Annotated in this window: 24 protein-coding genes, 3 tRNA genes, 1 other RNA gene and 1 pseudogene; 7 read left to right on the top strand and 22 right to left on the bottom strand. The window is 37.7% G+C overall.

Translation table 11 applies throughout. The annotated features are described in order from the left end of the window. The 5 genes from glmS to B4D49_RS06885 all read right to left on the bottom strand — a co-directional run. Positions 1 to 1,191: glutamine--fructose-6-phosphate transaminase (isomerizing) (glmS, locus tag B4D49_RS06905; RefSeq protein WP_286783619.1), on the bottom strand; the 1,191-nt coding region annotated here is incomplete at its 3' end. Between the two features lie 194 nt (positions 1,192 to 1,385). Next, positions 1,386 to 1,943 (bottom strand): signal peptidase I, encoded by a 558-nt coding sequence (lepB, locus tag B4D49_RS06900; protein ID WP_199544068.1) that lies wholly within the window; start codon positions 1,941 to 1,943, stop codon positions 1,386 to 1,388. Positions 1,944 to 2,179: 236 nt separating this feature from the next. Continuing rightward, entirely contained in the window at positions 2,180 to 3,682 is a 1,503-nt protein-coding gene (gene pyk, locus B4D49_RS06895) for a pyruvate kinase (RefSeq protein WP_286783618.1), read from the bottom strand. An 82-nt stretch (positions 3,683 to 3,764) separates the two neighbouring features. After that, entirely contained in the window at positions 3,765 to 4,781 is a 1,017-nt protein-coding gene (gene pfkA, locus B4D49_RS06890) for a 6-phosphofructokinase (RefSeq protein WP_039696988.1), read from the bottom strand. 90 nt (positions 4,782 to 4,871) lie between these two features. Beyond that, entirely contained in the window at positions 4,872 to 7,979 is a 3,108-nt protein-coding gene (locus tag B4D49_RS06885; RefSeq protein ID WP_286783617.1) for a DNA polymerase III subunit alpha, read from the bottom strand. Positions 7,980 to 8,189: 210 nt separating this feature from the next. On the opposite strand from B4D49_RS06885, the gene B4D49_RS06880 reads away from it, so the two are divergent. Genes B4D49_RS06880 through B4D49_RS06870 form a run of 3 tightly spaced genes read left to right on the top strand, consistent with a single transcriptional unit; the run spans position 8,190 to position 10,035 of the window. Beyond that, positions 8,190 to 8,558, top strand: a complete 369-nt coding sequence (locus tag B4D49_RS06880) for a GntR family transcriptional regulator (protein ID WP_132869862.1) — start codon at positions 8,190 to 8,192, stop codon at positions 8,556 to 8,558. 1 nt (position 8,559) lies between these two features. Beyond that, complete coding sequence (locus B4D49_RS06875; protein WP_286783616.1) at positions 8,560 to 9,258, top strand: ABC transporter ATP-binding protein; 699 nt, start codon at positions 8,560 to 8,562, stop codon at positions 9,256 to 9,258. Positions 9,259 to 9,267: 9 nt separating this feature from the next. After that, entirely contained in the window at positions 9,268 to 10,035 is a 768-nt protein-coding gene (locus B4D49_RS06870; protein WP_132869860.1) for an ABC transporter permease, read from the top strand. A gap of 151 nt (positions 10,036 to 10,186) precedes the next feature. Here the strand turns inward: B4D49_RS06870 and ssrA are convergent. Continuing rightward, positions 10,187 to 10,537: a transfer-messenger RNA gene (ssrA, locus tag B4D49_RS06865) on the bottom strand. Positions 10,538 to 10,630: 93 nt separating this feature from the next. Here ssrA and B4D49_RS06860 point away from each other — a divergent pair. From B4D49_RS06860 to B4D49_RS06850, 3 genes are all read left to right on the top strand, one after another. Further along, entirely contained in the window at positions 10,631 to 11,245 is a 615-nt protein-coding gene (locus B4D49_RS06860) for a TVP38/TMEM64 family protein (protein WP_286783615.1), read from the top strand. 130 nt (positions 11,246 to 11,375) lie between these two features. Then, on the top strand, positions 11,376 to 11,756 hold the full coding sequence (locus tag B4D49_RS06855) for a CidA/LrgA family protein (RefSeq protein ID WP_039697045.1): 381 nt from the start codon (positions 11,376 to 11,378) through the stop codon (positions 11,754 to 11,756). Continuing rightward, on the top strand, positions 11,749 to 12,444 hold the full coding sequence (locus tag B4D49_RS06850) for an LrgB family protein (RefSeq protein WP_286783614.1): 696 nt from the start codon (positions 11,749 to 11,751) through the stop codon (positions 12,442 to 12,444). The genes B4D49_RS06855 and B4D49_RS06850 overlap by 8 nt, the downstream gene beginning before the upstream one ends. Positions 12,445 to 12,640: 196 nt before the next feature. Here B4D49_RS06850 and B4D49_RS06845 read toward each other — a convergent pair. From B4D49_RS06845 to parE, 9 genes are all read right to left on the bottom strand, one after another. Then, a tRNA-Arg gene (locus B4D49_RS06845) sits at positions 12,641 to 12,712 on the bottom strand. Positions 12,713 to 12,783: 71 nt separating this feature from the next. Then, positions 12,784 to 13,980, bottom strand: coding sequence for a 30S ribosomal protein S1 (gene rpsA, locus B4D49_RS06840; RefSeq protein WP_132869670.1), 1,197 nt, complete (start codon positions 13,978 to 13,980; stop codon positions 12,784 to 12,786). Between the two features lie 127 nt (positions 13,981 to 14,107). Continuing rightward, positions 14,108 to 14,179, bottom strand: a tRNA-Gln gene (locus B4D49_RS06835). Positions 14,180 to 14,221: 42 nt separating this feature from the next. Further along, a tRNA-Tyr gene (locus B4D49_RS06830) sits at positions 14,222 to 14,302 on the bottom strand. A gap of 61 nt (positions 14,303 to 14,363) precedes the next feature. Beyond that, positions 14,364 to 14,594: a DUF2969 domain-containing protein gene (locus B4D49_RS06825; RefSeq protein WP_039697048.1), complete on the bottom strand. Its 231-nt coding sequence runs from the start codon at positions 14,592 to 14,594 to the stop codon at positions 14,364 to 14,366. A 66-nt stretch (positions 14,595 to 14,660) separates the two neighbouring features. After that, a complete protein-coding gene (locus B4D49_RS06820; protein WP_286783613.1) occupies positions 14,661 to 15,683 on the bottom strand; it encodes a branched-chain amino acid aminotransferase in 1,023 nt (340 codons plus the stop codon). Between the two features lie 127 nt (positions 15,684 to 15,810). Further along, a complete protein-coding gene (parC, locus tag B4D49_RS06815) occupies positions 15,811 to 18,270 on the bottom strand; it encodes a DNA topoisomerase IV subunit A (RefSeq protein WP_286783612.1) in 2,460 nt (819 codons plus the stop codon). Positions 18,271 to 18,317: 47 nt separating this feature from the next. After that, a complete protein-coding gene (locus B4D49_RS06810; RefSeq protein ID WP_286783611.1) occupies positions 18,318 to 19,130 on the bottom strand; it encodes a phosphate ABC transporter ATPase in 813 nt (270 codons plus the stop codon). 69 nt (positions 19,131 to 19,199) lie between these two features. After that, the gene (parE, locus tag B4D49_RS06805) at positions 19,200 to 21,149 is read right to left on the bottom strand and encodes a DNA topoisomerase IV subunit B (RefSeq protein WP_286783610.1); all 1,950 of its coding nucleotides are present in this window, start codon (positions 21,147 to 21,149) and stop codon (positions 19,200 to 19,202) included. Between the two features lie 222 nt (positions 21,150 to 21,371). Between parE and plsY the strand changes: the two genes are divergently transcribed. Then, the gene (plsY, locus tag B4D49_RS06800) at positions 21,372 to 22,016 is read left to right on the top strand and encodes a glycerol-3-phosphate 1-O-acyltransferase PlsY (RefSeq protein WP_286783609.1); all 645 of its coding nucleotides are present in this window, start codon (positions 21,372 to 21,374) and stop codon (positions 22,014 to 22,016) included. 27 nt (positions 22,017 to 22,043) lie between these two features. Here plsY and B4D49_RS06795 read toward each other — a convergent pair whose 3' ends face one another. The 7 genes and pseudogenes from B4D49_RS06795 to B4D49_RS06765 form a co-directional block, all read right to left on the bottom strand. Then, the gene (locus B4D49_RS06795; protein ID WP_132869043.1) at positions 22,044 to 23,312 is read right to left on the bottom strand and encodes a dihydroorotase; all 1,269 of its coding nucleotides are present in this window, start codon (positions 23,310 to 23,312) and stop codon (positions 22,044 to 22,046) included. Between the two features lie 12 nt (positions 23,313 to 23,324). After that, on the bottom strand, positions 23,325 to 23,978 hold the full coding sequence (locus B4D49_RS06790) for a uracil-DNA glycosylase (RefSeq protein ID WP_132869042.1): 654 nt from the start codon (positions 23,976 to 23,978) through the stop codon (positions 23,325 to 23,327). 18 nt (positions 23,979 to 23,996) lie between these two features. Further along, on the bottom strand, positions 23,997 to 24,509 hold the full coding sequence (locus tag B4D49_RS06785) for a YbhB/YbcL family Raf kinase inhibitor-like protein (protein ID WP_286783608.1): 513 nt from the start codon (positions 24,507 to 24,509) through the stop codon (positions 23,997 to 23,999). A gap of 73 nt (positions 24,510 to 24,582) precedes the next feature. Further along, on the bottom strand, positions 24,583 to 25,212 hold the full coding sequence (gene pyrE / locus B4D49_RS06780) for an orotate phosphoribosyltransferase (protein ID WP_286783607.1): 630 nt from the start codon (positions 25,210 to 25,212) through the stop codon (positions 24,583 to 24,585). A 14-nt stretch (positions 25,213 to 25,226) separates the two neighbouring features. Next, positions 25,227 to 25,550, bottom strand: a complete 324-nt coding sequence (locus tag B4D49_RS06775) for an inorganic diphosphatase (protein ID WP_199544188.1) — start codon at positions 25,548 to 25,550, stop codon at positions 25,227 to 25,229. A 44-nt stretch (positions 25,551 to 25,594) separates the two neighbouring features. Beyond that, entirely contained in the window at positions 25,595 to 26,287 is a 693-nt protein-coding gene (pyrF, locus tag B4D49_RS06770; RefSeq protein ID WP_132869038.1) for an orotidine-5'-phosphate decarboxylase, read from the bottom strand. 217 nt (positions 26,288 to 26,504) lie between these two features. Then, a pseudogene (locus B4D49_RS06765) lies at positions 26,505 to 26,679 on the bottom strand (dihydroorotate dehydrogenase catalytic subunit); the annotation flags it as partial.

Here is a 26,679-nt window from a genome sequence, read left to right as displayed (position 1 = left end):
AACCGCAATTTCTGGACCAGCATGTAAAAGCATTGTGTATGTTGCTTCACGTGATAGAGTTGATCCAGGAACATTTGTAATTGTCAAACTTGGAATACCCATTTGATTTGCTTTAACCAATACTTGACGGCTATCAGCAGTTTCACCAGATTGAGAAATCATCACAAAGAGTGGTTTTTTACTCAAAAGTGGCATGTTGTAGCCCCACTCAGAAGCAATACCAAGTTCAACTGGTGTATCAGTTAATTTTTCAAGGAATGATTTTGAGGCAAAACCAGCATGGTAAGATGTTCCTGCAGCCAAAATGTAAATACGATCTGCTTCTTGAACAGCTTTAATGATTTCTGAATCAACAGTCACTTGATTGTTATCATCTGTATAAGCTGTGATTAATTTACGCATTACAGTTGGTTGTTCATCAATTTCTTTCAACATGTAGTAAGGGTAAGTTCCTTTACCAATATCTGATAAATCAAGCTCAGCTGTGTAAGAATCACGTTCAACGGAATTACCTTCATAATCCATTACTGATACAGAATCTTTTGTCAAAACAACTAATTCTTTATCATGGATTTCCATAAACTCACTTGTTTCACGAATCATGGCCATTGCATCTGAACAAACCATATTATAACCGTCACCAAGACCAATCAAAAGCGGTGATTTATTTTTAGCAACGTAGATAGTATCAGGGTCCTCAGCGTCTACTAAAGCAAAAGCATATGATCCTTCAATAATATTCAATGCCTTTTTGAAAGCTTCAATAACTGATAAACCTTGTTCAACAAATTCTCCAACTAAGTGAACTGCGATTTCAGTATCAGTTTCTCCTTTAAGATGGTGATTTGAAAGATATGTTTCTTTAATTTGTAAATAATTTTCAATAACACCATTGTGAACTAAGACAAAACGTCCAGTTTCAGATGTATGTGGGTGAGCATTTAATTCAGTTGGTTGACCATGTGTTGCCCAACGTGTGTGACCAATACCTGTATAACCAGCCATATCAATTCCGATTTTAGCACGTAGGTCAGCAATACGTCCGACTGATTTAATTAAACGACCTTGGTTAACGCCTTCAGTAACATAAATTCCTGCTGAATCATAACCACGGTATTCTAATTTTTCAAGACCTTGCATCAAGATATCTGTTGCGTTTTTATTTCCAACAACACCAACAATACCACACATATTTTTTTACCTTTAGTAGGGAATTCCTACCATCTCTTTCTTATTTTTTAAAATTGGTATAGTCTAATAAAGACTCTCTAAAACCTTACAGCAACAGTATATAACTTTACTTATAGCTTGTCAACAAAAACATTGGTATAGTTTTAGCTATACCAATTAATGATTGGTATAAAAGCAAAAACAGAGTAGCTTAACTACTCTGTTGTAATAAATCCAAATTGATTGAGAGGTAAAACTTTAAAAGTTACAACACCTCTTATTTGACTGTCTTTAATTAGACCAAAACTACGACTATCATTTGTATTCTGACGATCATCATTTAAAACTAGATAGCTTCCCTTTGGAACCTTGTCATATTTTCCATTAGAAACAGTGTTAACAGAAAAATCAGAGGTAAAAGGTTGTTGCGTATCAGAAGTCGACAAATATTCAGATTTAATTTTACTAATGTATGATTCTTCTTTAACTTGATTATCGACGTAAAGAATATCATCCATTACTGTCGCACTTTGCCCTGCTGTTGCAATAACACGACTGATATAAAAAATACCATCTTTCTTGTAAACAATGAAATCTTTGTAGCGGGGTTCTCGATTACGATTAACAACTACAACATCACCGTTAGAGAGGTATGAATTAGCAGCATCTTCATGCACTCTAAATGTTGAAAAAACAAAAATTCTCAACAAGAATATCACTAAAATAGCAATTAAGACCAAAATAATATTTCGAATAAAATCGCGCTTAACCATAATTTCTCCTATTCTTTATTCCATTATACCATGTTTCTGTACATAAAAAAAGTAACTATGTGACTTTTGACACAATGTTAAGCGAGAATTACTTGCATACTATCTAAAAATTGGTTAAAAAGATAAACAATGTCCTGTTTTTGCCCCTTTTGTGCCCCTTGCTAGCATTTTGATACAAAAAAAGCCCTATCACACAGGCCGTAAAGCTTGATATGATAGGCTTTTTATTATTTAGGTTATTTTACAGTGCGGATACGCATTGTGTTTGTACCACCTGAACCAACAGGAACACCAGCGACGATAACGATGTTATCACCTGATTGAACCAATCCAGATTCAAGAGCAGCTTTTTCAGCAACTTCAAACATGTCATCAGTTGATGCAGGTTTTTCAGTTACAACTGGAATAACACCCCAGTTAATCATAAGTGATTTTTGAGTTTTTTCGTCAAATGTTACAGCCAAGATGTCAGCATCTGGACGGTATTTAGAGATAAGACGAGCAGTGTTACCAGATTCAGTAAGAGCAACTACAAGTTTGATATCCATTGAGCTTGTTGCATCTTTAACTGCTGAAGCCACAACTTCTGTTTTAGAAGTACGAGCGAATGATGATGAATCAAGACGTCCGTATTCGTTAAGAAGAGTTTGAGCGTTTTTATCGATTGTAGCCATTGCACGAACAGCTTCAACTGGGTATTTACCATTTGCAGATTCACCAGAAAGCATTGTAGCATCTGTACCATCGATAACAGCGTTGAATACGTCAGATACTTCTGAACGAGTTGCACGTGGTTTTTCAGTCATAGATTCAAGCATGTTTGTTGCTGTGATAACTGCTTTACCAGCTGCGTTAACTTTAGTGATGATCATTTTTTGGTAAACTGGAACCATTTCAAATGGAACTTCGATACCCATGTCACCACGAGCGATCATGATACCATCAGCAGCTTCGATGATTTCGTCAATGTTTTCGATACCTTGTTGGTTTTCGATTTTAGCGAACAAACGAACGTGTCCGTTACCAGTTTCTTCACAGATTGCACGAACTTCTTGAACGTCTTTTGCAGTACGTACAAATGAGATAGCGATAAAGTTAAGACCTTGTTCAAGACCGAAACGGATATCGTCGTTATCACGTTCAGCAAGAGCTGGGAATGGGATTTTAGTGTAAGGAATGTTTACACCTTTTTGTTTAGCGATAATACCATCGTTTTCAACTTCAACAACAAATTCACGAGTTGAATCGTCTTTAGAAACAACACGAAGACCAAGTTTACCATCGTCAACAAGAACTTGTTTACCAACTTCAACATCATCGTAGATGTCAAGAGCACCGGCAACGTTCAAAGCGATAACATCGCGAGTTGATTTGATACCTTGTTTTGTAGCAACACGGATTTGTTCACCAGTTTTATATGAATATTCTTTAGCGTCGCCTTCAAAAAGTTCAGTACGGATTTCAGGACCTTTAGTGTCAAGAAGGAAACCAACTTTTTGACCAGCAATTTCTTCTGCACGACGTACAGTAGCCATACGTTCACCTTGTTCGGCGTGGTCACCGTGTGAGAAGTTGAAACGGAAGACGTTTGCACCTTCTTTAATCAATTGAGCGATTTTTTGTGCTGATGCCTCAACATCAAGGCTTTCACCCCAATATCCATCTTCACCAAATTTTTTACCGCCACGGATTTCAACCGCAGGACCAAGTGTTGCAACGATTTTTACGCGTTTATTCATGATAATATGAAACTCCCTTTATTTTTAAGCCGAATGAACGACTATTAATAACAATAATTTTTAATCTATAAATACTATACTATTATAAATGAGCAATGTCTCGATTTAATTGAGCAAAGTCAAGACGTGCTTTGTGTGGCATGTTAACGATAATGCTACCATCTTCTGCCAATGAGAATAGAGCACCTTCTTCTTTAGTACCAAGAATTGGGCTTTCTACCAATTCTTCGTTGTGGATACCAACAGCAAGTCCACCACGACCTTGTTGAAGCAATTCAACAGCGTGAGCACCCATCCAAGAAGCAAGAACACGATCACGAGGTGATGGTGCACCACCACGAAGGATGTGACCAAGGTTAGTTGCACGAAGGTCGCTAGTGTCACCAGCTTCTTTCATCAACTCTGCAAATTTTTCAGCATGCATTACACCTTCAGCAAGAACGATAAGGTGACGTTCTTTACCTTTGTTTTCGTAACCATCTTTAACTTTTGCAACAACATCGTTGATGTCATATTCTTCTTCAGGAATAATGATTTGGTCAGCACCTGCAGCAATACCTGCCCAAAGAGCGATATCACCAGCGTTACGTCCCATTACTTCAACAACGAATGTACGTTTGTGACTGTAAGATGTATCACGGATTTTATCAAGAGCTTCCATAGCTGTGTTTACAGCTGTATCAAACCCAAGAGTGTAATCTGTACCAGCGATATCGTTATCGATTGTACCTGGGATACCAACTGCTGGGAATCCGTGTTCTGTCAAGCGCATAGCACCGTGATAAGAACCGTCACCACCGATAACAACGACACCTTCGATACCGTGTTTTTTAAGTTGTTCGATACCAGCAAGTTGTCCTTCAAGAGTTGCAAACTCAGGGTAACGAGCTGATTGAAGGAAAGTACCACCACGTGACAAAATGTTTGAAACACTTTGAGCGTCCAATGGGAAAATGTCGCCATCGACCATACCAGCATAACCGCGGTTGATTCCGAAGACTTCCATTCCTTCTTTAATTGCTTTACGAACAACTGCACGAACAGCAGCATTCATACCAGGAGCGTCGCCGCCACTAGTCAAAACAGCAATACGTTTCATTTTGCTAATACTCCTTTTATTAATCTAACGTTCTTATTATAGCACATTACTTTGTAAAAAGCTTTACTTTATTTTATTTTTACTAAATTTTTATTGATAAATCGTTTTCACCGTATATGGTTTCAAAGCCTGTAAAAGCTCGCTATCCTTTTTAACAAGATGTCTCTGGCTCTGTAAGGTTTGCTTACTATCTTGATAATGCAAAATAACAGGAATATTTCCAGGATACTCTGACAAGATATCTGATACTTGAGCATCGTGTAAATGATTTGGCAACAATAACCACAAGCGTTCACTACTTGCTTCTTGTACATAATTTAAAATCATTTGCAAACGATTGTTGCGATTTTGAATTTTACCTGTCAAATAATAGAAACGGCCTTCTTGTAACATTTCTTTATAGCGCGCAAAAACTTCTGGGAACAAAGTGACATCAAATTTTTTCTGCGTATCAGTCACATTTAGAAAGGCCATTTGCTCACCCTTTGTTTTGGTTCTAATCACACGGATCTGAGATAACTCTATAAGTATAGTCGCTTCGGTATTTTCATGTAAATCAGCCAAAGCTGTGAACGCAACAGAGGATTTCTTTCCAATTTCAAGAAGAGGATGGGGACTGATTCCCACTCCTAATAAACCCTGCTCTTGTCGATATTTTTCAGCATTAGGAAAATCTTCAACATCAATCCAGCTATAAGAGTTTTCGGCAAATAAACTACCTAACTCGTTGACAAAGATAAAGAGTGACTCAAGATTTTCAATGATTTTCCTGCGATTTTTTTCAAAAGAATCAAATGCACCGATTTCCACCAAAGGGGTTATCAGCTCCTTCTTCTGATAGTTTTCAGGTAATTTTGTTAAAAAGTCTTCAATACTTGAAAAAGGTCGATTATCAATAATCCAGTAACACAAGTCACGAGAAAGAGCGCGCAAATTCTTCAATCCAAGATAAATTTGACCGTCAGATATTTTATCATTGTAAGGCACAGTATTGATATCAATCTTCTTAATGCGGAATTCAGATTCCATAGCATCTGTAATATAGTCAGCACTTGAATAGTTAAGCATGACATCGTAGAAAACAGCTGGATAATGTGCCTTAAAGTAGGCCAATTGAAACGCTAACGCTGAATAAGCAAACGCGTGACTTCTATTAAAACCATAGCCAGCAAATTTAGCCATTCGTGAAAATAGATCCTTAGCAGTCTCAATGTGACGCCCTAATTCTTGTGCTCCTTTTAGAAATTCGCTTTCCATTTTTTGCATGTCTTCTGCCTTTTTCTTCGACATAGCCCGACGTAGCAAATCAGCTTTACCAAGTGTAAAACCAGCATAAACTTGAGCAATCTGCATGACCTGCTCTTGATAAAGCATAATTCCATAGGTTGGCGCTAAAATTGGCGCTACCAAAGGATCAATCAAATCCACTGCTTCTTGTCCAAATCGACGCTTGATGAAGTTTTCCGTATAATCGCTAGCCCCTGGACGATTTAAACTTGTTGTCGCTACAATATCTTCAAATTTTTGTGGCTTAATTCGTTTCAGGAGATTAATAGCTCCTGGTTGCTCAAATTGGAAAATTCCCTTAGTTTTTCCAGCAGCAAATAAAGCAAGCGTCTTCTGATCCTCTAAATCAATAGACTTGATATCAATGTTAATGCCATAATCTTTAGCCACTTTTTCTTGCATGCGTTGCACAAACGTAAGGTTTCGTAAGCCAAGAAAGTCCATTTTAAGAAGACCGTTTGCTTCAACCGCTTGAGCATCATACTGGGTAATCATCATGTCTTCCCCAGCTTTTAAAGGAATATGCTCAGTCAAATTATCATCGCTCATCACAACACCAGCTGCATGGATAGAGGTCTGACGAGGATTCCCTTCTATCCGCTTAGCAATAGCAAAAGCTTTTTGATATTCAATCTTAGCATTAATAATTTGACGAAAGGCTAGATTTTTTTCATAAACTGATGTCAAATTATCTTTGAAACCAATTTTCTTTGTGATATTTGTCAGTTCGTGTTCTGGGGCACCAAAACGTTTAAAAACATCACGAATAGCTTGCTTAGCACCAAAAGTTGAAAAAGTTACAATCTGAGCTGAATGAAGGCTACCATATCGATTGCGAACATAGTGGAGAAACTCGCTACGATAAACATCCGGAAGATCAATATCAATATCGGGCATGCTGTATCGTTCTTCATTCAAGAAACGTTCAAAAAGAAGATTGTTTTTAACAGGATCAATTCCTGTGATATCAAGTGCATATGACACTAAACTTCCAGCAGCAGAACCACGTCCCATTCCCATATAGTAACCGCGACTACGACCAAAACGAAGTAAATCCCAGACAATAAGGAAATAATCATCAAATCCCATCTTATGAATCACTGATAATTCTTTCGTTAGACGTTCTTGATACTCTGGTAACCAAAGTTTTTTCGCTTTAAGACCAGCCTCTGTCAATTCTACCAGTTCTTCCTGTGCAGGTTTTTGTCGATTAAAACGTGGTAATTTCAATTCACTATTAAATTCATAATGAATGGAAGAAACAAGCTTTTCTAAATTATCTAATGCCTGTGGAAATTTCTGCTGAAAAGCTTGTGTTAAAATGTCACATGCCATTAAGTGCTGACCTTGAGGTGCAGGGGAAGCATCCTTTAAACTAATGTTATCGCGAATGGCATGAAGCATATGAAGTGTCTCGACTTCCTCAGTATTGAAGTAACGAACCGTATGTAAAGGAATCAGAGGCTTGTCATAAGCTTTTTCTTCTGCGTGGATATCTACTCCAATAAAATAATCAAAAGGAAGAGATAAAGCCTCCACTCCGTCAAAATAAGGCACAATAACAGCTAAACCTGATAAATAGTCTTTAAGGTCCTCTAACTGAATGTCAGAAGTCATTTGACGACTAGACACTTTCATCAAATTTTTATATCCAATTGTATCACGGGCAATCAAATACATGGATAACGCAAAATTATCATGTATGTTAAGACTTATTTCAAGACCTAAAACAGGATGCAAACCATTTTCTTTGGCTTTTGTAATAAAATGAAAGGCGGCATAGAGATTATCTTTGTCCATAATCCCAATGGTCTGGTAGCCTAATGCTTTGGCTTCTTTGACATAGCCCTCTAAGTCAATTAAACTATCCATAAAAGAATAGACTGTTTTGGTATCTAATTGGGCAAACATAAAAAGCTCTCCTTTCTTTTTTGATATACTTCTTCATCTATTATACACTAAAAATGAAAGCTCATTTCGATTTAAAGCAAAATAAGAGGACTTAACGATTGATTCCTTGACATTTCAAACTTATTTCTGTACCATTTATTTAGTACAAGACTTCTTCTAATTAATACAACATAAGACTTCTTTAAATTTTTAATAGAAAGGGGTTATCGTATGTCCTGGAAATTTGATGAAAAATCACCTATTTATGTTCAAATTGCACAACACATTAAGATGCAAATCATCAGCCAAGAAATAAAAAGTGGTGATCAACTCCCAACTGTTCGCGAATTAGCTGAGGAAGCTGGTGTCAATCCCAACACTATGCAACGAGCTTTTTCAGAACTAGAACGTGAAGGCATGGTTTATTCTCAACGAACATCTGGACGTTTTGTTACAGACGATACTGATTTAATCATGCAAAAACGTCGCGAAGTTGCCGAGGCTGAACTTCAATCATTTGTTTGCAACATGCAAAAAATAGGCTTTGAAATCGACGATATTGTGACGACACTAGAATCGTATATTAAGGAGAAAAAATAGGATGAGTCAATTACTCCAACTACATCACGTTACTAAAAAATACAAGAAACATGTAGCTGTTGACGATGTGTCACTTTGCTTACCTGCCGGTAAGATTATTGGCTTACTCGGTCCAAATGGAAGCGGGAAAACAACACTGATTAAACTAATCAACGGACTTCTTCACCCAACAACTGGAGAAATCGTTATCGATGGCTTTCGTCCATCAATCGACACCAAAAAAATCATTTCATACCTTCCAGACACTTCTTATCTCAGAGAAGATATGAAAATCAAAGATGCACTTACTTTCTTCGAAGATTTTTACGAAGACTTTTCACGTGAAAAAGCAGAACACCTTTTAAATGATTTGAATCTTAATCCTGATGACATTCTCAAAAATCTATCAAAAGGTAACAAAGAAAAAGTGCAATTAATTTTAGTTATGAGTCGACAAGCCAAACTATATGTCCTTGATGAGCCAATCGGTGGCGTTGATCCAGCAGCTCGTGACTATATTTTACGCACAATCATCAACAATTACTGTGAGGATGCTTCTGTCATTATTTCAACGCATCTAATCTCAGAAATCGAACCAATTCTTGATGAAATCATTTTCCTTAAAGACGGAAAAATTATTTTACAAGGAAATACGGATGATATTCGTGAAGAGCACGGTCAATCCATTGATTCACTCTTCCGTGAGACTTATAAAGCTTAGGGAGGAATTATGTTTTCGAAACTTTTAAAATACGAACTTAAATCAGTTGGAAAATGGTATTTTGCACTTAATGCCTCGATTATCGCCATCTCATTTTTCCTTGGCTTTAGCATTAGATCACTGACAGAATACGCTGAAAATCATTCTGACATTAGTGCTCATAACTTTGCACAGCTATTTCCAATTCTTTTAGCACTTATTTTTGGTGTTCTAGTAGCAGGCGCTTGGATTGCTACTTGGGTTATCATCGTCCGTCGTTTTTACAAAAATCTTTTCGGACGCGAAGGCTACTTGACCCTAACCTTGCCGGTATCAACACACCAAATTATCTTATCAAAACTTATTGCATCATTGATTTGGATTGCCTTTAACACTTTAGTTGTGGCATTTGGTATTACACTACTTGTCTTGCCAGTATCAGGAATCGGTCACTTCTTAGCCTTTCTTCCACAAATTGGAAAAATGCTAACGCTTAAAAGCTGGTTGATTTTATTACTCGCACTAATTGTTTCAACCTTATCTGGTACATTAATGGTTTATCTTGCCATTACAATTGGACAATTATTTACCAACCGACGCGCTCTTATGGCCTTCATCATTTACTTTGGTTTAAACATTGCAGTGATTGCCATTTCTGAACTAACAGGTGGCAATCTAACTCATAATGGTATCAATAGCGAGTATCTAACTTTCACTACCATAGAATCGCTCATCGAAGGTATCATCTTCTACTTTGCTACTCATTACCTCTTGAAAAACAAAATTAATATTCAATAGTATTAAAAAAAGCCACCAGAATCTGGTGGTTTTTGTGTTTCCTTTTGGGTCTCCCAAAAAGGCAAAACTAGGCAAAACTAGGGAAAGCAAAAAAATAAAAAACGTTGATATATCAACGTTTTGCGTAACTTTGCTAAACTATGAAAAGCTTTGATGGAGCCGGTGGGAGTCGAACCCACGTCCAAACACCTGCCAATACATTCGTCTACAACCATAGGTTATGTCTTTTATTTAACTTAAGCTCGATACATAACTCAAACCTAGATTAAGCGAGCCTATTAATCTCTTTTTAACTAGCTAGGCAATAGTTAAACGTAGCTTGCTAATCAATGAAACCTCTAGCAAAACACAAGCAATTCTGTAGAGATCACGCGAGCTGGTTTTTAGGCAGCTACAGCGTAAGAATTTGTATTTTTTGCAGTTATATTTAACTGGCATTTTTACATCTGCCGATGAGTCGCGGAATGTACCTCATAATGCCTGTCGAATCCGTAACGACCCCAGAAATTATAAAGTAGTCAAAAGCTACGTTTGTTATTATAGCAAATAATGTTTAAAATAGCAAAAAAGAAATTCTTATGATATGATAAGAGTTATGAAAATGAAGATGTTTGACTATTATGCCTTTTGGCAGCGACTAATTAAGTTTCTAGGAATTCTAGCCTTAATAGGAACTTTTGTACTAGTCATCTGGTTCTACCATTTAGGAATATTAAACGATAGCAATGCACTCAAGGATTTTGTTAATGAGCATAGCATTTGTGGACCGCTAGTTTTTATCTTTGTGCAAATTTTCCAAGTCGTTTTCCCAGTTATTCCAGGTGGCGTCACAACAGTTGCAGGTTTTTTAATTTTTGATCCGATACTTGCCTTCTTTTATAACTACTTTGGCATTGTCATTGGTAGTATCATACTATTTATCCTTGTTAGGCTATACGGACGTAAGTTTATCTTACTGTTTATTGACGAAGAGACCTTCTATAAATACGAAGCTAAACTTGATACCCAAAATTACGAAAACTTCTTCATTATCTGTATGTTATCACCAATTTCCCCAGCCGATGTCGTTGTTATGATAACAGGATTATCCAGAATTTCATTAAAACGTTTCACGTTCATTATCCTATTAGCTAAGCCGATTTCAATTATTTCTTATAGTTATATCTGGATTTTTGGAGGAAACATTCTAAAATTGATATTACAACACTAAGCTTGAGCCTTGCTCAGCTTTTTCTTATTGATTTCTGACTGTAATTTTTTCAAAAAAATTTCATGTAAACATTTTCACAGTATTGAAAATTTCTTACATAGTAGTAGACTTATAACGAAGGAGTTTACTAATGAAGTTATACGTTCAATTTATGATTATTCTCATCTTTTCATTTATTGGGGAGGCGATTTCTAATTTACTCAATTTACCTGTTCCTGGTAGCATTATTGGGTTAGTGCTACTTTTTCTTGCCCTGGAATTCAAAGTCATTCGTCTGAGGCATATTGACGTGGTCGGAAATTTCTTGCTCAATAATATGACCATTCTCTTTTTACCTGCAGCTGTCGGAATCATGGATAGATTCAATGACATCAAAGATTATTTACTTCCTATCACCATTATTATTCTAGTAGCCATCTTCTTAAATGTCGCTACCATTGGTTTTGTTGTTCAATTCATCAAAACACGATTTGAAGGTGACTACGTTGATAAAGGAGGTCATCATGACTGATATTCTTACTAACCCTATCTTTGGTATCATGCTATCAATCCTAGCATACCTTATGGGCATGCTAATTTATAGACGCTTTCCACACCCTATTACTACACCTTTACTCTTAGCAACCTTTTTTATTATTCTCTTTTTGAAGGTTACTAAAATTTCATATCATGATTATTATATTGGCGGAAGCTATCTTAACACACTGATTGTCCCTTCAACTGTAGCACTTGGAATTCCACTTTATCGTTCATTCCACTTGATGAAACATCACATCAGAAGTATCTTAACTGGGATTCTTGCTGCTTGTATCGTTAACACAACGTTTACCGCATTTGTCGCAAAAACTTTTGGTATCAAATATTTCTTAACTATTTCATTATTCCCTAAATCAGTAACAACCGCTATGGCTGTAGGCATTACTGAAAAAATGGGTGGAATCACAACCGTAACACTTGTTGTCGTTGTCATTACTGGAATTTTAACCAGTGTTCTTGGACCAGTTTTTTTAAAACTCTTAAAAATCGAAGATCCAGTTGCTATCGGGCTTAGTCTCGGAGGAACAGGACACGCTATTGGTACTGGAACTGCTCTAAAATATGGACTAGTCGAAGGTGCTATGGGAGGTCTTGCAATTGGCATTACCGGAATCACTTACGTCATTATCAGTCCAATCGTTGCGCAAATCATTTTGAAATAATCAACATACTCAAAAAGCCTGTAACATTTGATTGTACAGGCTTTTTGAGTAGCAATATTAAGCTATAAGCAGACTACATAAGCGTTTAATAAAGATTTAAGCAAAGTGTTCACGAAGGTTAAAAACAAGTCCTATATGGACCATTCAGAGATAACAAAAAGAAGCCATTAAGGCTTCTTTTTAATGGATAACATAGTCCACTCTAGGGGAATCGAACCCTTATTTCAAGAACCGGAATCTTGCGTGATATCCATTACACTAAGAGTGGCAACTACTATATTATACCACATCAAAGTAAAAAGAAAAGACTTACAAAGTAAGTCTTTTTCTCATTTATAATTACAATTCAATATCGCCAAACAAGTCAGCCATTGAGAATCCAGTTTGAGTTTCTGGAAGTTCGTAATCACGTTTAGCTTCACGTTTTGGACGACGTGGACGTGATTGACGTTTTTCTTCGTTTTCAGCTTGTGCTGGACGTTCTTCAAGAGCTTTGATTGAAAGTGATACACGTTCTGCAGCAGCGTTAACATCAAGAACTTTAACTTTAACTTCTTGACCTACTGAAAGAACATCTTTTGGATTTTCAACACGTTTGTGTGAAATTTGTGAGATGTGAACAAGTCCATCGATACCAGGCAATACTTCAACGAAAGCACCGAAGTCAGTCAAACGTTTAACTTTACCATCAACAACATCACCAGCAGCAAGTTTTTGTTCTACACCGTCCCATGGTCCAGGTGTTGTAGCTTTAAGTGAAAGTGATACACGACCTGCTTCTTCGTCGATTGAAAGAACTTTAACTTCAACTTCTTCACCAACTGAAACAACTGATTTAGGTGAAACGTTACGTTCGTGAGACAATTCAGTCACGTGAACAAGTCCGTCAACACCACCAAGGTCGATGAAAGCACCGAAGCTTGTCAAGCGAGCAACTTTACCTTTAACGATTGCGCCTTCTTCAAGTTTAGAGAAGACTTCTTTACGAGCTGCAGCAGCTTTTTCTTCAACTACTTCACGACGTGAAAGGATGAAGCGGTTTTCAGCTGGAACAACTTCTTTGATTTTAGCTTCAAATTCTTGACCAACAAATTTTTCAGTGTTACGTACAAAACGAGTATCGATCATTGAAGCTGGGATGAATCCACGAAGTCCTTCAAATTCAACTGAAAGACCACCTTTAACAGCACGTGTACCTTTAACAGTAACAACTTCGCCTTCGCGACCAACAAGTTTATCCCAAGCTTTGCGAGCTTCCAAGCGTTTTTTAGAGACAAGGAAAGTAACTGTATCAGTATCTTTACCTACAACTTGACGAAGAACAAGTACTTCAACTGTGTCGCCAGTTTTAACGAAATCGTTAATATCAGCATTGCGATCGTTAGTCAATTCACGAAGTGTAAGAACACCTTCAACACCTGTTCCTTCGATAACAACGTTTGCTTGATCATTATCAACAGTTAAAACTTCCGCAGTGACAACATCACCAGGGTTTACTTCGCTAACACTGTTTAGCAAATCTTCAAATTCATTCATTCTAAAAAATCCTCCAACAAAAGCTAGCTTAAGCTAGCTTTTGACAACAATAATATTTCTCAAGGTAACCCGCAACGACAACAACTTTTATCTTTGACGGTGTCAAGCCGAAACTCGATACCTTTGACTGGGGTAGCTGGATTCGAACCAACGCATGAGGGAGTCAAAGTCCCTTGCCTTACCGCTTGGCTATACCCCAAAAACAATGTTCAATTACTTTCTAAAATTTTCATTTCAGAAATGGAAGGGGAGGGATTCGAACCCCCGAACCCGAAGGAGCGGATTTACAGTCCGCCGCGTTTAGCCTCTTCGCTACCCTTCCGTTACGACAAAAACTATTCTAGCATAGTTTTTGTTCTCTGACAAGTACTTTTCGCTATTTTTTAGCGATTTAGGTTGTAATTTTCAATAATACTTTCAATTGCTTGCTCTAAAGTTTTGAAAAGTGCTTCCACTTCTCCATTTTTGACAACAGCAAATTTGTTATCTAGTTCAGCAATTTCACCAATGACTTTTTTTCCAGCAGTCAAATTGTAGCCATCGACATTGGCATTATTGATAGCAACTTTGGCGTCAGCAAGTTGAATTTCGATTTTTTTATCTTTTTTGCTCATTTTTCCACCTCACGCTATTCATTTTACCGAAAAACAAAAAAGCTTGCAAGAGCAAGCTTTAAAATATTAGTCAACTTTATAAATCCAGCCTTCTGGAGCTTCAATGTCACCAAATTGGATGCCGACAAGTTCGTCATACAATTTGCGTGTCACAGGACCAACTTCTGTTTCGCTATAGAAGACATGGAAATCATCACCGTGTTGAACACCACCAATTGGGGAAATAACAGCCGCAGTACCACAGGCACCTGCTTCAACGAATTTATCCAATTCATCAAGTTTAACATCGCCTTGGATAGCTTTCATGCCAAAACGGTGTTCTGCCAAGTAAAGAAGTGAGTATTTTGTGATAGATGGCAAGATAGATGGGCTAAGAGGTGTGATAAATTCATTATCAGCTGTAATACCAAAGAAGTTTGCAGAACCTACTTCTTCGATCTTAGTGTGAGTAGCTGGATCAAGGTAGATAACATCAGAGAATTTGCGATCATGCGCCATCTTACCTGGAAGAAGACTTGATGCGTAGTTACCACCAACTTTTGCAGCACCTGTACCATGTGGAGCAGCACGGTCATATTCGTCTTGAATCAAGAAGTTTGTTGGTGCCAACCCCCCTTTGAAGTAATTTCCAACAGGCATTGCAAAGATTGTGAAAATGTATTCATCAGCAGGATGAACTCCGATAATGTCGCCAACACCAATTAAAAGAGGACGTAGATAAAGTGTAGCACCTGTACCATATGGTGGCACAAATTCTTCATTGGCACGAACAACTTGTTTTGCAGCATCAATGAATTTTTCTGTTGGCACTTGTGGCATAAGGAGACGATCTGCTGTGCGTTGCAAACGTTCTGCGTTCATATTTGGGCGGAACAATTGAACTGAACCATCTTTTGTGCGATAAGCTTTCAATCCTTCAAAGGCTTGTTGACCATAATGCAAAGCTGGAGAGGATTCTGAAATGTGAAGCATTGAATCTTCAGTTAATTTTCCTTCGTCCCATTTTCCGTCTTTGTAATATGAAATATAACGAAATGGTAATTTACGATAGGCAAAGCCTAGATTTTCCCAGTCTAAATCTACTGTCATAACTATTCCTCTTTCTTTGTTTTTATCCTATTGTACGCTTTTTAAATCTTTTTTCAAGTACTTTTTCATAAAATTCTGAAAATTTGTTCAAAAAAATAAATCGGAGAAAAACTCCGACTTATTATCGCTATTTAATTCTTGCACTAAAGACACCTTCATCAGAAATTTTATCTGAGATAAAGGAACCGTTACTTGTGCGCTCTGAGAGTGTCAAATCTTCCAAAATGGCTTGATAATGATTGCCCTTATTTGAGTAAACTTCCAAGGTTTCAATCTTATCAGAATCAAGTGGCTCAATGGTGAACAAATCAATATTCTGCACATCATTTGAAGCGTGTACTGGTCCTGCCATAAAGACGCGATGTGGTTTTGACTTAAGCTCCCGAAGAACTTGCAAACCGCGATTAGCACGGCTTGTTACTGGAATCAGTTCAGTCGCCATACGTTTCAAGCTACCACGTTGAGTTAAGATAAAGAAGCTTTCAGTATTAGCAATAAAGACCGCTGCTACAAAATCATCATCCTTAAGATTGATTGATTTAACCCCTGCAGCTTTTGCACCAACTACCGGCACTTCATCGATATTGAAATGAAGGGCATAACCGTTGTGTGTGACAACCATGACATCATCCAAAGCAATTGGAGCAATGGTTACAATCATGTCATCATCATTTTTCAATTTAGCATATTTAACAGATTTTGACTTGTAGGTACGCCATGGGGTGAACTCTTTACGTTCGAAGCGTTTCATTTGTCCAAGTTTTGTAGCTGCAAAATAAGTTTGCGGTCCAAATTCATCGACAATTTCAGCATAAAGAACGTATTCGTCTGTCGCAAAGTTAGTAATAGTTTGTGACAAATGTTCACCAATATCTTTCCAACGAATATCTGTCAACTCATGAACTGGACGATAGATAACATTGCCAAGATTTGTAAAAATGAGCAAATGTTGTGTGGTCTTAGCTTGAGAAACGAAGATCAATTCATCATCATCACGTTTGCCAATTTCTTCAACCGTTGAAGCGTTATAAGAACGCGGACTTGTACGTTTGATATAACCACCTTTTGTTACGCTGACAAAGGTATCTTCCTCAACAATCAAGCTTGCCACATCGATTTCAATGGTTTCAGCTTCATCTTGCAATTCTGTCAAACGTGGATTAGCAAATTTCTTCTTAACCTCACGTAGTTCACGTTTCATGACATTGTACATGGTACGTTCGTCACCGATAATGGCTTTAAGCATTGTGATGCGTTCACGAAGTTCTGCTTCTTCGTTTTCAAGCGCAACAATGTCGGTATTTGATAAACGATACAATTGCAAAGTTACAATAGCTTCTGCTTGTTCTTCGGAAAAATCATAGCTGACTTTTAAGTTTTCTTTAGCATCAGCTTTATTTTCAGAGGCACGGATAAGTGCAATAACATCATCAAGAATTGAAATGACACGAATCAAACCTTCTACGATGTGAAGACGTTTTTCAGCTTTTTCTTTATCAAATTTTGAACGGGCAACGATAATTTCTTTACGGTGTGCAATGTAACTTGTCAACATTGGAATAATACCAACTTGACGTGGTGTGTAGTTATCAATGGCAACCATATTGAAGTTATAGTTGACTTGCAAATCTGTGTATTTCAAAAGATAGTTGAGAATGGTTTGTTCATCAGCATCTTTTTTAAGTTCGATAGCAATACGAAGACCATCACGGTCAGATTCATCACGAACTTCCGCAATGCCGGGTACTTTGTTATTGACACGAACGTCATCAATTTTCTTAACAAGCACCGCTTTATTGACTTCATAAGGAATCTCAGTAACAACGATTTGTTTTTTACCGCCACGAAGGTTCTCAATGTCAGTTCGTGAGCGAACCGCAACACGACCTTTACCAGTCTCGTAAGCTTTACGAATACCGTCTTTACCCTGGATAATTGCCCCTGTTGGGAAATCTGGTCCAGGCAAGAATTCCATTAATTTGTCCAATTTAGCATTTGGATGGTCAATGAGGTAAACAACCGCATCAATCACTTCAGCCAAGTTGTGTGGTGGAATATCTGTTGCGTAACCAGCTGAGATACCTGTTGCACCATTAACCAAAAGATTTGGAAAGGCTGCCGGTAAAACCGTTGGTTCTTTTTCAGTATCATCAAAGTTCCAAGCAAATGGAACAGTATTTTTCTCAATATCATGAAGCAAATAGCCAGCAATCTCTGACAAACGTGCTTCGGTATAACGCATGGCTGCCGGTGGATCACCGTCCATAGAACCGTTGTTACCATGCATTTCAATCAAGGCCTCACGATTTTTCCAGTCCTGACTCATGCGCACCATGGCGTCATAAATAGACGAGTCACCGTGTGGGTGAAAATTACCCATGACGTTACCGACTGATTTAGCCGATTTACGGAAACCTTTATCAAAAGTATTGCCGTCCTTATTCATTGAATAAAGGATACGACGTTGAACAGGCTTCAAACCATCACGAATATCTGGCAAAGCCCGCTCTTGAATAATATATTTGGAGTATCGTCCAAAACGATCCCCCATAATGTCTTCAAGAGACATATTTTGTACATTTGACATAATTATTATCCTTTACATTTCACGTCAAAAAATTAACTTTTTCTATATTAACTAACAAAGTTTTTTACAACATTAAAAACTTTTTCTGACCAGGCAGAAAGACCATCACCATCGTACTTCAAATAAAATACTTTAGGGACTAAACAACTTGGAACCAAAGGCTCAATAACCTCTCGTTTATCCTCAGGAATAATGCAAAGATAAAGCTTGTTCAAAGAAATTTCATCTTTAACCTTCGCAGCGTGATAGCCATCAAATACATAACCATCACTTTCAATAATATCATCATATTTGAAATGGAAACTTACCCCCGGAACAAAAAGCGGACCTAATTCATCTTTTGTAGGTTCTCGTTCCAAAAGCCTTTCCATAGCAAGACGATAACCAGACGTTGTATTTGACCAGCCAAGCATCACATATTGAAAATAGTCAGCTGGATCTCCCGCAGCATTACGAGAACTCTGAACTAATTTCTCAGGTGACAATCTAAATGCCTTAACCGCTGATAGAATCTTGTTTTCTCTAAATATTTCTTTCGCTACTTGAACGGTACAGGTATGGCTTAAAAAATCTGAATATACATATTTACCTTTTTCTTCATAAGTTGAAGCAACTATTTTAGAACTTGGAGTATATGGAAATTCCTTACACGGCCTTCTCTCAATATCTTTTATCTTGTCACGAAGTACTTTATTCTCGCAGATAATTTGGGTAGTTCGAGCATTTAATTTCTCGTATGCTATAAAAGCAGAAATTTTTTCCAATTCCCAATCTTTTATCAAAGGATACTCTGATAAAACCAAATGATAAACTCCAGCCCATTGAATACTATATTTTTCAGTCCAGATATCTAAAAGCATTAGCTTGTCCTCTAAAGATATTAATTGACTATAATATCACTCATTAAAAATCAACTTTGTAAATAGCGATTAAAACACTGTATTTTCTTCCAAGGTGAATTTAACGTTGTCTTCGATCCATTTACGGCGTGGTTCAACTTTGTCGCCCATAAGGACGTTGACACGGCGTTCGGCACGCGCCAAATCATCAATAGTCACACGGATAAGTGTACGTGTTTCTGGGTTCATAGTTGTTTCCCAAAGTTGGTCAGCATTCATTTCACCCAACCCTTTGTAACGTTGGAGTTGAGCTCCTTTACCGAATTTTTGACGTAATTCTTCTAACTCACCATCAGTCCAAGCGTATTCCACTTGTTCTTTCTTACCTTTTCCTTTTGACATTTTATAAAGGGGTGGAAGGGCAATATAAACATGTCCAGTTTCAACCAATGGACGCATGTAACGATAAAAGAAAGTCAACAGAAGTGTCTGAATGTGGGCACCATCGGTATCGGCATCGGTCATGATAATAATCTTATCATAGTTAGAATTTTCAACGTTAAATTCTGCACCTACACCTGCACCAATTGTATAAATCATGGTATTGATTTCTTCGTTTTTCACGATATCAGACATTTTTGCTTTTGCCGTATTAAGCACTTTACCACGCAATGGCAAAATAGCTTGGAATTTACGGTCACGACCTTGCTTGGCTGAACCGCCGGCAGAATCTCCTTCGACTAGGTAAAGTTCATTTTTCTTAGGGTTCTTAGATTGTGCTGGTGTTAATTTACCAGAAAGAAGTCCTTTATCTTTCTTGTTCTTCTTACCATTACGAGATTCATCACGCGCCTTACGAGCCGCCTCTCTGGCATCACGCGCTTTAATTGCCTTACGAACAAGATTTGAAGCCACTTCACCATTTTCCAAAAGGAAGAAAGTCAATTTTTCAGATACAATACTATCAACAATTGGACGTGCTAGAGGACTTCCTAATTTATCTTTGGTTTGTCCTTCAAATTGCAAATGCTCTTCTGGAACAAGGATAGAAAGCACCGCAGATAGCCCTTCACGGTAATCAGAACCTTCTAGGTTTTTATCCTTTTCTTTTAATAAACCAGACTTACGAGCGTAGTCATTCATAGCTTTGGTAATAGCTGATTTCAAACCAGTCTCATGAGTTCCACCATCTTTTGTGCGAACATTGTTAACAAAAGAAAGAATGTTATCAGAAAATCCGTCATTGTATTGAAGTGCTACTTCAACTTGGAAGCCCTGATCTTCACCAGTTACCCAAATGACAGGTGTCAAGGTTTCCTTATCTTCATTGAGGTATTCAACAAAGTCTTGCACCCCATTTTCATAATGGAATTCTAGGTGTTCTGCTTCTTCTGGACGATTATCAGTTAATGTCAAGGTAACATTTTTAAGCAAGAAAGCTGATTCTTTCAAACGTTCAGCAATCGTGTTAAATTTAAAATCAACCGTTGAAAAGATCGTGTCATCAGGCATGAATGTAACCATAGTACCTGATTTAGATTTTGGTGCTGTTCCAATCTTTTTAAGAGTTGTAACAGGTTTACCACCCTTTTCAAAACGTTGTTTATAAACAGCGCCATCACGAGTAATCTCAACTTCTAGCCAGCTAGAAAGGGCATTAACAACTGAAGAACCTACCCCGTGAAGACCTCCAGAGGTTTTATAACCACCTTGTCCAAATTTACCACCAGCGTGGAGAACCGTGAAAATAACCTCTACTGTCGGAATCCCCATGGCATGCTTACCAGTCGGCATTCCTCGACCTTGGTCTTTTACCGTAACACTGCCGTCTTTGTTAATAATCACATCAATCTGATTACCAAAACCAGAAAGTGCTTCATCGACGGCATTGTCAACAATTTCCCATACTAAATGATGTAGTCCTGTCGCATCTGTTGAACCGATGTACATTCCGGGACGTTTACGAACAGCGTCCAATCCTTCTAATACTTGAATGGCATCGTCATTATAATTATTTACATTAATTTCTTTTTTAGCCAAAAGCGACCTCCAAATAATTCATCTTTTTTATCTTACAAGTTTTTTCAGTATTTTGCAAAAAAAAATCAAAGTTAATAACGATTTTACAAGGAAAATCACCAATTTTTTCATGAAATAGTATATCAAATTTAAAGCGTTATCACAAATTTAGCTTGATTCTTCAAGTCATTTATTTTTCAAATTTCTCCTTTTCTTAATAAGCGATTGTGTTATAATGAAAACATGAAAATTTTAGTTATGATTCTGATTGCTTACTTATTGGGGTCAATCCCAACTGGACTTTGGATTGGAAAATTCTTCTACCACACAAATCTTAGAGAACATGGTAGCGGAAATACTGGAACAACTAATACTTTCCGAGTCCTAGGTGCTAAAGCAGGTACGATTACCTTTATCATTGATATGTTAAAAGGGACACTTGCTGCACTTCTTCCTCTTATTTTTGGGGTTACTGGCGTCTCTCCAATTCTAATCGGACTTTTCGCCATAATCGGTCACACATTCCCACTTTTTGCACAGTTTAAAGGTGGTAAGGCAGTTGCAACAAGCGCTGGTGTACTCCTTGGTTTTGCGCCACTATTTTTACTTTTCCTTGTTGTTGTCTTTGTCATTACCCTTTATCTCTATAGTATGATCTCTTTATCAAGTGTAGTTGCCGCTAGCGTTGCTGTCGTTAGTGTTCTAATTTTTCCAGCCTTTGGCTTTTTGCTTCCGCACTACGACCTGCTCTTCACATTAGTGATTATTTTAATTGCAGGTATTATTATTGTGAGACATAAAGATAACATTACACGTATTAAAGTACACAAGGAAAATCTTGTTCCTTGGGGATTGAATTTAAGTCATCAAGAACAAAAAAAGAATTAGCAAAACGCTAATTCTTTTTTATTACTCTTAAGCTTTGTAGACAATGTTTCCATCACAGATAGTGTATTTCACGACACCTTGTAGTTTTTCACCAATAAATGGTGAATTTGAAGCTTTAGAAGCAAAGTGGTCAGACACGACACGTTCTTCTTTGTCAGCAAAGATAACGATGTCTGCAGGACCATTTTCAGCCAAATATCCAGCGTCAAAATCATACATTGATGATGGATTAATGGTCATCTTAGCAAGCAACTCTGACAAGGTCAAATCACCTGTAGCCACCAAGTTTGTCAAGCCAAGAGATAATGATGTTTCAAGTCCTGTCATACCTGATGGGGCTTTTGTGATGTCTTCGACATTCTTTTCATCAGCGTGGTGTGGAGCGTGGTCAGTCGCAATCACTGAAATAACGCCAGATTTCAAACCTTCAATAACTGCCAAACGGTCTTTTTCAGTACGAAGAGGTGGATTCATCTTAGCTGCAGAGCCTTTGATGAGAAGCAAGTCTTCTGTTTTTGAGAAATGTTGTGGTGCTGCTTCTGCAGTGACATTTGCGCCTAATTGTTGAGCAAATTCAACCACTTTAACAGATTCTGCTTTTGACAAATGTTGGATATGTAAGTGCGCACCACGGTCATAAGCAATCATAACATCACGCGCAATCATACTATACTCTGCCACCCCAGTTGCTCCGCAGAAATGGAATTTATCACGTGCAATCCCTTCGTTAAATCCAAGGATACCATTTAATTCTGGGTCTTCTTCGTGAACAGCAACAAAGGTATTATTTGCTTTTGCCAAATCCAAAGCTTCTTTCAACACTTTAGTACTTTGAAGTGGGATACCGTCATCTGAAAAACTGAGTGCACCATTTTCAAGAAGTTCTTTAAAGTCAGTCAAATTTTGACCATCAAAGTTTTTAGTGACTGTAGCGTTTGTATAAACGTGGATATTTTCTTTGCTAGCGCTCGCTAATACTTCTTTCAACGTTTTAACATCTGAAATAGTCGGATTAGTATTTGCCATCATAACAACTGATGTAAAACCACCAGCTGCTGCTGCAAGAGCTCCTGTATGAATATCTTCTTTGTGAGTTTGACCAGGTTCACGAAAATGCACGTGAATATCAACCAAACCAGGAGCTACAACAAGACCACTAGCATCAATGACCTCTGCATTTGCTTCTTCGATTGAGTCAGCAATTTTAACAACTTTTTTTCCATCAACAAGAACGTCCGCAACCTGATCAAAACCAGACTTTGGATCAACGACACGACCATTTTTAATAAGTAACATGTTAAACTCCTATCATTTCAACCAATCAATTGGTTCTAGGCCATCCTGACTGAGGTAAGCATTAGCTTGTGAGAAAGGACGGCTGCCGAAAAATCCGCGATAAGCTGAGAGTGGACTTGGATGCGCACTTTCGATGACATGATGAATTGGATTCGTAATCAAAGCTTTTTTCTTACGAGCATACCCACCCCAGAGAATAAAGACAACCGGTGTCTCTTTTTGATTAACCACTTTGATAATCGCATCGGTAAATGGTTCCCAAATTTGTCCAGCATGACCATTGGCACGACCTGCAGGAACTGTTAAGCAAGCATTTAGCAAAAGCACACCTTGCTGTGCCCATGGGGTTAAATCGTGGTGATCGCGTTGACCTAAATCATCAGCCAATTCTTTAAGAATATTTTGAAGAGATGGTGGTGCTGGAATATTCTCTGGTACTGAAAATGATAGTCCTTGCGCTTGATTCGGACCATGATAAGGATCTTGACCAATAATCACTACTTTAACATCTTCTAATGCTGTTGTTTGAATAGCATTAAAGACTTTCTCACGTGGCGGATATACCAATTCTTGCTGATAAACAGCATCCATAAATTGATTAATGCGACCAAAGTAATGCTCTGGTAATTCATTTTTAATTAACTCATGCCATGTTGAATGTTGCATGTTCACTCCTCTGTAGCTTTAGTATTTCCCTACTAAATCTAGCTTTTCTTTTGCCAAGACATGCCCTTCCATGGCATGAAGCAAATCATTCATGTAAAAACCATCTGTTAATGGCAATTCACAATCCAAAGCATAGACTGTTAGGGTATAAATATGGTCTCTATCCGGTGGATATGGCCCCATATAGCCATCATAAATATCTGAGTTATCCTCATTTAGAAACTTACTAACTAAGCTATTTTTACCATGAGTATGATTAGTATCTAAACGAGAAAAATCTTCTGAAATAGCTTTTACATCAGCTGGAACATCAGCTGGAACATTAGCAACTACCCAGTGAATATAAGCAAAACCACAGACTGGGATAGAATCATAGTCGACGAATGTCCAAGCAAATGTTTTCGTACCTTCAGGAGCATCCTCAATCGTAAACGGGAAAGAGATGACTGCATTTCCCCTAACCTGAACACTTGCTTTTTTAGCGTATGCATCAGGCAAAACATTATTTTCAAATGTTGATAATAGTTTCATTATAACTCCTTTCAAGCTTTAAACCAAGAAGGCCACTAAAGTTTTATCCTTAGTAGCCAAATACTAAATTTTATTAGTCACGCCAAGTTTCTTGGTTTTCTTTAAATTTGTGTAGCAAAGTCAAATCATCTGCAGTGATGTAACCTTGCACCTTAGCTACTTTGATAAGCTCTGTATAGTTAGAAAGTGTCACCAATTTCACACCTGCTTTGTCAAAGTTTTCAGTTGCTTTAGGCAATTCGTAAGTAAAGATTGCCACAACACCGATAACATCAGCGCCTTCACGTTCAGCTGCGGCAACTGCTTCTAGCACAGAACCACCAGTTGAGATAAGGTCTTCAACGACGACCATTTTTTGACCTTTTCTCACACGACCTTCAATTTGGTTACCTGCACCATGATCTTTTGGTTTGCTACGAATATAAGCAAATGGAAGATTCATTTTGTCAGCAATAATAGCTCCATGAGGAACACCTGCTGTTGCTGTACCTGCAATAACTTCCACTTCTGGAAATTCTTCTTTGATTTTTTCTACAAATCCATTTTCAATCAATGTACGTGTTTCAGGATATGAAAGTGTCACACGATTATCTGTATAGATTGGTGATTTAATCCCAGATGCCCAAGTAAACGGATCATTTGGTTTCAAGTAAACCGCTTGAATTTCAAGCAAATCTGATGCAATTTGTGATGCTAAAGTCATAATATTCCTCTTTTCTATAATAACTCAATGGTTGATGTAAAATATTGTTCTAAAAAATGGGTTGCTTGTTTTATTTGGTCATAAGTAACTATTTCACCAGCGGTTGTTAAAATCCATTTAGTCTCCACATCATCAGCACGATGAATAATGGCTACTAATTCCCCTTCGAATACTTCTAGGGGAGCTGAGACACTCTCTGAAATAATATAGACATCTTGCCACTCACCATCACCTCCAATCAAATTTGGAATGTAACCATAATTGATTGGATAGTTATTCCCGTATCTATCTTGATAACCGATTGGTCTATCAATAACCGCTGTGTAAGATTTCCTCATTGTTAACTCCATACCAACTCTAAAATAATTTTAGTATTCCAATACTAAGCATTCCATTCATCGTAAATGGCTTTGTAAGCCGCAACAGGATCATCCGCTTTTGTAATTGGGCGTCCAACAACAATATAGCTTGAGCCAATGGCGCTTGCTTGGCTTGGTGTCATCACGCGTTTTTGATCACCAACAGCAGCTCCTGCCGGACGGATACCAGGTGTCAAGCAAACAAAATCTTCTGACGTTGCCTCTTTGATGACAGCAACCTCACAAGCAGAACAGACAACCCCATCAAGTCTAGCTTCTTCTGCTTTTTTCGCGTAATGCATAACAGATTGAACAAGACTTGTCTGGATATTTTGATCTTCTTTCATTTGCTCTTCTGATGTTGATGTCAACTGTGTTACCGCGATTAATTTTGGACCTTGTCCAAGACCTTCACGCGCAGCTTTCATCATCTCAACACCACCTGCCGCATGAACATTAGTCATGTCAACACCAAGATTTGAAAGCACACGCATGGCTGACTTAACCGTATTTGGAATGTCATGCAATTTCAAATCTAGGAAAACTGAGTGTCCAAGAGATTTCACATAACGAACAATCTCTGGCCCTTCAGCATAATAAAGTTCCATACCAATTTTGACATAGAGCTTTTCATCAGCAGGAAACAAAGCAAGAAATGATTTCACATCATCAAATGACGGAAAATCAAGAGCAATAATCGGACGACTTTCGTGCATTTTTTCTCCTTTTTCTACAAAGAAAACCCCGCCCAAGGGCGAGGTTACACGAAAAGTAGGGCAGCAAGCACCCATTATTCAAAGATGATATCTTCTTTTTTCACGAACCTTTCTCGCCTCTCTGGACTCAATTAAAGGTTATTCAGTTGTTATTATTATATCTTTTTTTAATATCAAAGTCAAAAACTTACTGACTTTTTTAATAAAATAGCAAAACTTACTTGCCACGCAATTCTTGGCGAACTTCACGTCGTAACGTTTCAAGATCTTTGATGCCATATTGATCCATAACCTCAGGTAAACGGTCAATAATATTAGGACAGGCATAAGGATCTGCAAAATTAGCTGTTCCAACTCCAATAGCTGATGCTCCAGCAATCATCATTTCAATA

Origin of the sequence: Streptococcus sp. UBA4344 (genome assembly GCF_002393675.1) — a bacterium.
GTDB classification, from domain to species: Bacteria; Bacillota; Bacilli; order Lactobacillales; family Streptococcaceae; genus Streptococcus; species Streptococcus vicugnae.
The sequence above is the reverse complement of the archived record's forward strand: the minus strand, read 5'-3'. Positions and strand labels throughout refer to the sequence as shown.

Coding starts and splice junctions, on each gene's coding strand:
- lepB (WP_199544068.1), bottom strand. CDS start 1,943: ATGGTTAAGCGCGATTTTATTCGAAATATTATTTTGGTCTTAATTGCT.
- pyk (WP_286783618.1), bottom strand. CDS start 3,682: ATGAATAAACGCGTAAAAATCGTTGCAACACTTGGTCCTGCGGTTGAA.
- pfkA (WP_039696988.1), bottom strand. CDS start 4,781: ATGAAACGTATTGCTGTTTTGACTAGTGGCGGCGACGCTCCTGGTATG.
- B4D49_RS06885 (WP_286783617.1), bottom strand. CDS start 7,979: ATGTTTGCCCAATTAGATACCAAAACAGTCTATTCTTTTATGGATAGT.
- B4D49_RS06880 (WP_132869862.1), top strand. CDS start 8,190: ATGTCCTGGAAATTTGATGAAAAATCACCTATTTATGTTCAAATTGCA.
- B4D49_RS06875 (WP_286783616.1), top strand. CDS start 8,560: ATGAGTCAATTACTCCAACTACATCACGTTACTAAAAAATACAAGAAA.
- B4D49_RS06870 (WP_132869860.1), top strand. CDS start 9,268: ATGTTTTCGAAACTTTTAAAATACGAACTTAAATCAGTTGGAAAATGG.
- B4D49_RS06860 (WP_286783615.1), top strand. CDS start 10,631: ATGAAAATGAAGATGTTTGACTATTATGCCTTTTGGCAGCGACTAATT.
- B4D49_RS06855 (WP_039697045.1), top strand. CDS start 11,376: ATGAAGTTATACGTTCAATTTATGATTATTCTCATCTTTTCATTTATT.
- B4D49_RS06850 (WP_286783614.1), top strand. CDS start 11,749: ATGACTGATATTCTTACTAACCCTATCTTTGGTATCATGCTATCAATC.
- rpsA (WP_132869670.1), bottom strand. CDS start 13,980: ATGAATGAATTTGAAGATTTGCTAAACAGTGTTAGCGAAGTAAACCCT.
- B4D49_RS06825 (WP_039697048.1), bottom strand. CDS start 14,594: ATGAGCAAAAAAGATAAAAAAATCGAAATTCAACTTGCTGACGCCAAA.
- B4D49_RS06820 (WP_286783613.1), bottom strand. CDS start 15,683: ATGACAGTAGATTTAGACTGGGAAAATCTAGGCTTTGCCTATCGTAAA.
- parC (WP_286783612.1), bottom strand. CDS start 18,270: ATGTCAAATGTACAAAATATGTCTCTTGAAGACATTATGGGGGATCGT.
- B4D49_RS06810 (WP_286783611.1), bottom strand. CDS start 19,130: ATGCTTTTAGATATCTGGACTGAAAAATATAGTATTCAATGGGCTGGA.
- plsY (WP_286783609.1), top strand. CDS start 21,372: ATGAAAATTTTAGTTATGATTCTGATTGCTTACTTATTGGGGTCAATC.
- B4D49_RS06795 (WP_132869043.1), bottom strand. CDS start 23,312: ATGTTACTTATTAAAAATGGTCGTGTCGTTGATCCAAAGTCTGGTTTT.
- B4D49_RS06790 (WP_132869042.1), bottom strand. CDS start 23,978: ATGCAACATTCAACATGGCATGAGTTAATTAAAAATGAATTACCAGAG.
- B4D49_RS06785 (WP_286783608.1), bottom strand. CDS start 24,509: ATGAAACTATTATCAACATTTGAAAATAATGTTTTGCCTGATGCATAC.
- pyrE (WP_286783607.1), bottom strand. CDS start 25,212: ATGACTTTAGCATCACAAATTGCATCAGATTTGCTTGAAATTCAAGCG.
- B4D49_RS06775 (WP_199544188.1), bottom strand. CDS start 25,550: ATGAGGAAATCTTACACAGCGGTTATTGATAGACCAATCGGTTATCAA.
- pyrF (WP_132869038.1), bottom strand. CDS start 26,287: ATGCACGAAAGTCGTCCGATTATTGCTCTTGATTTTCCGTCATTTGAT.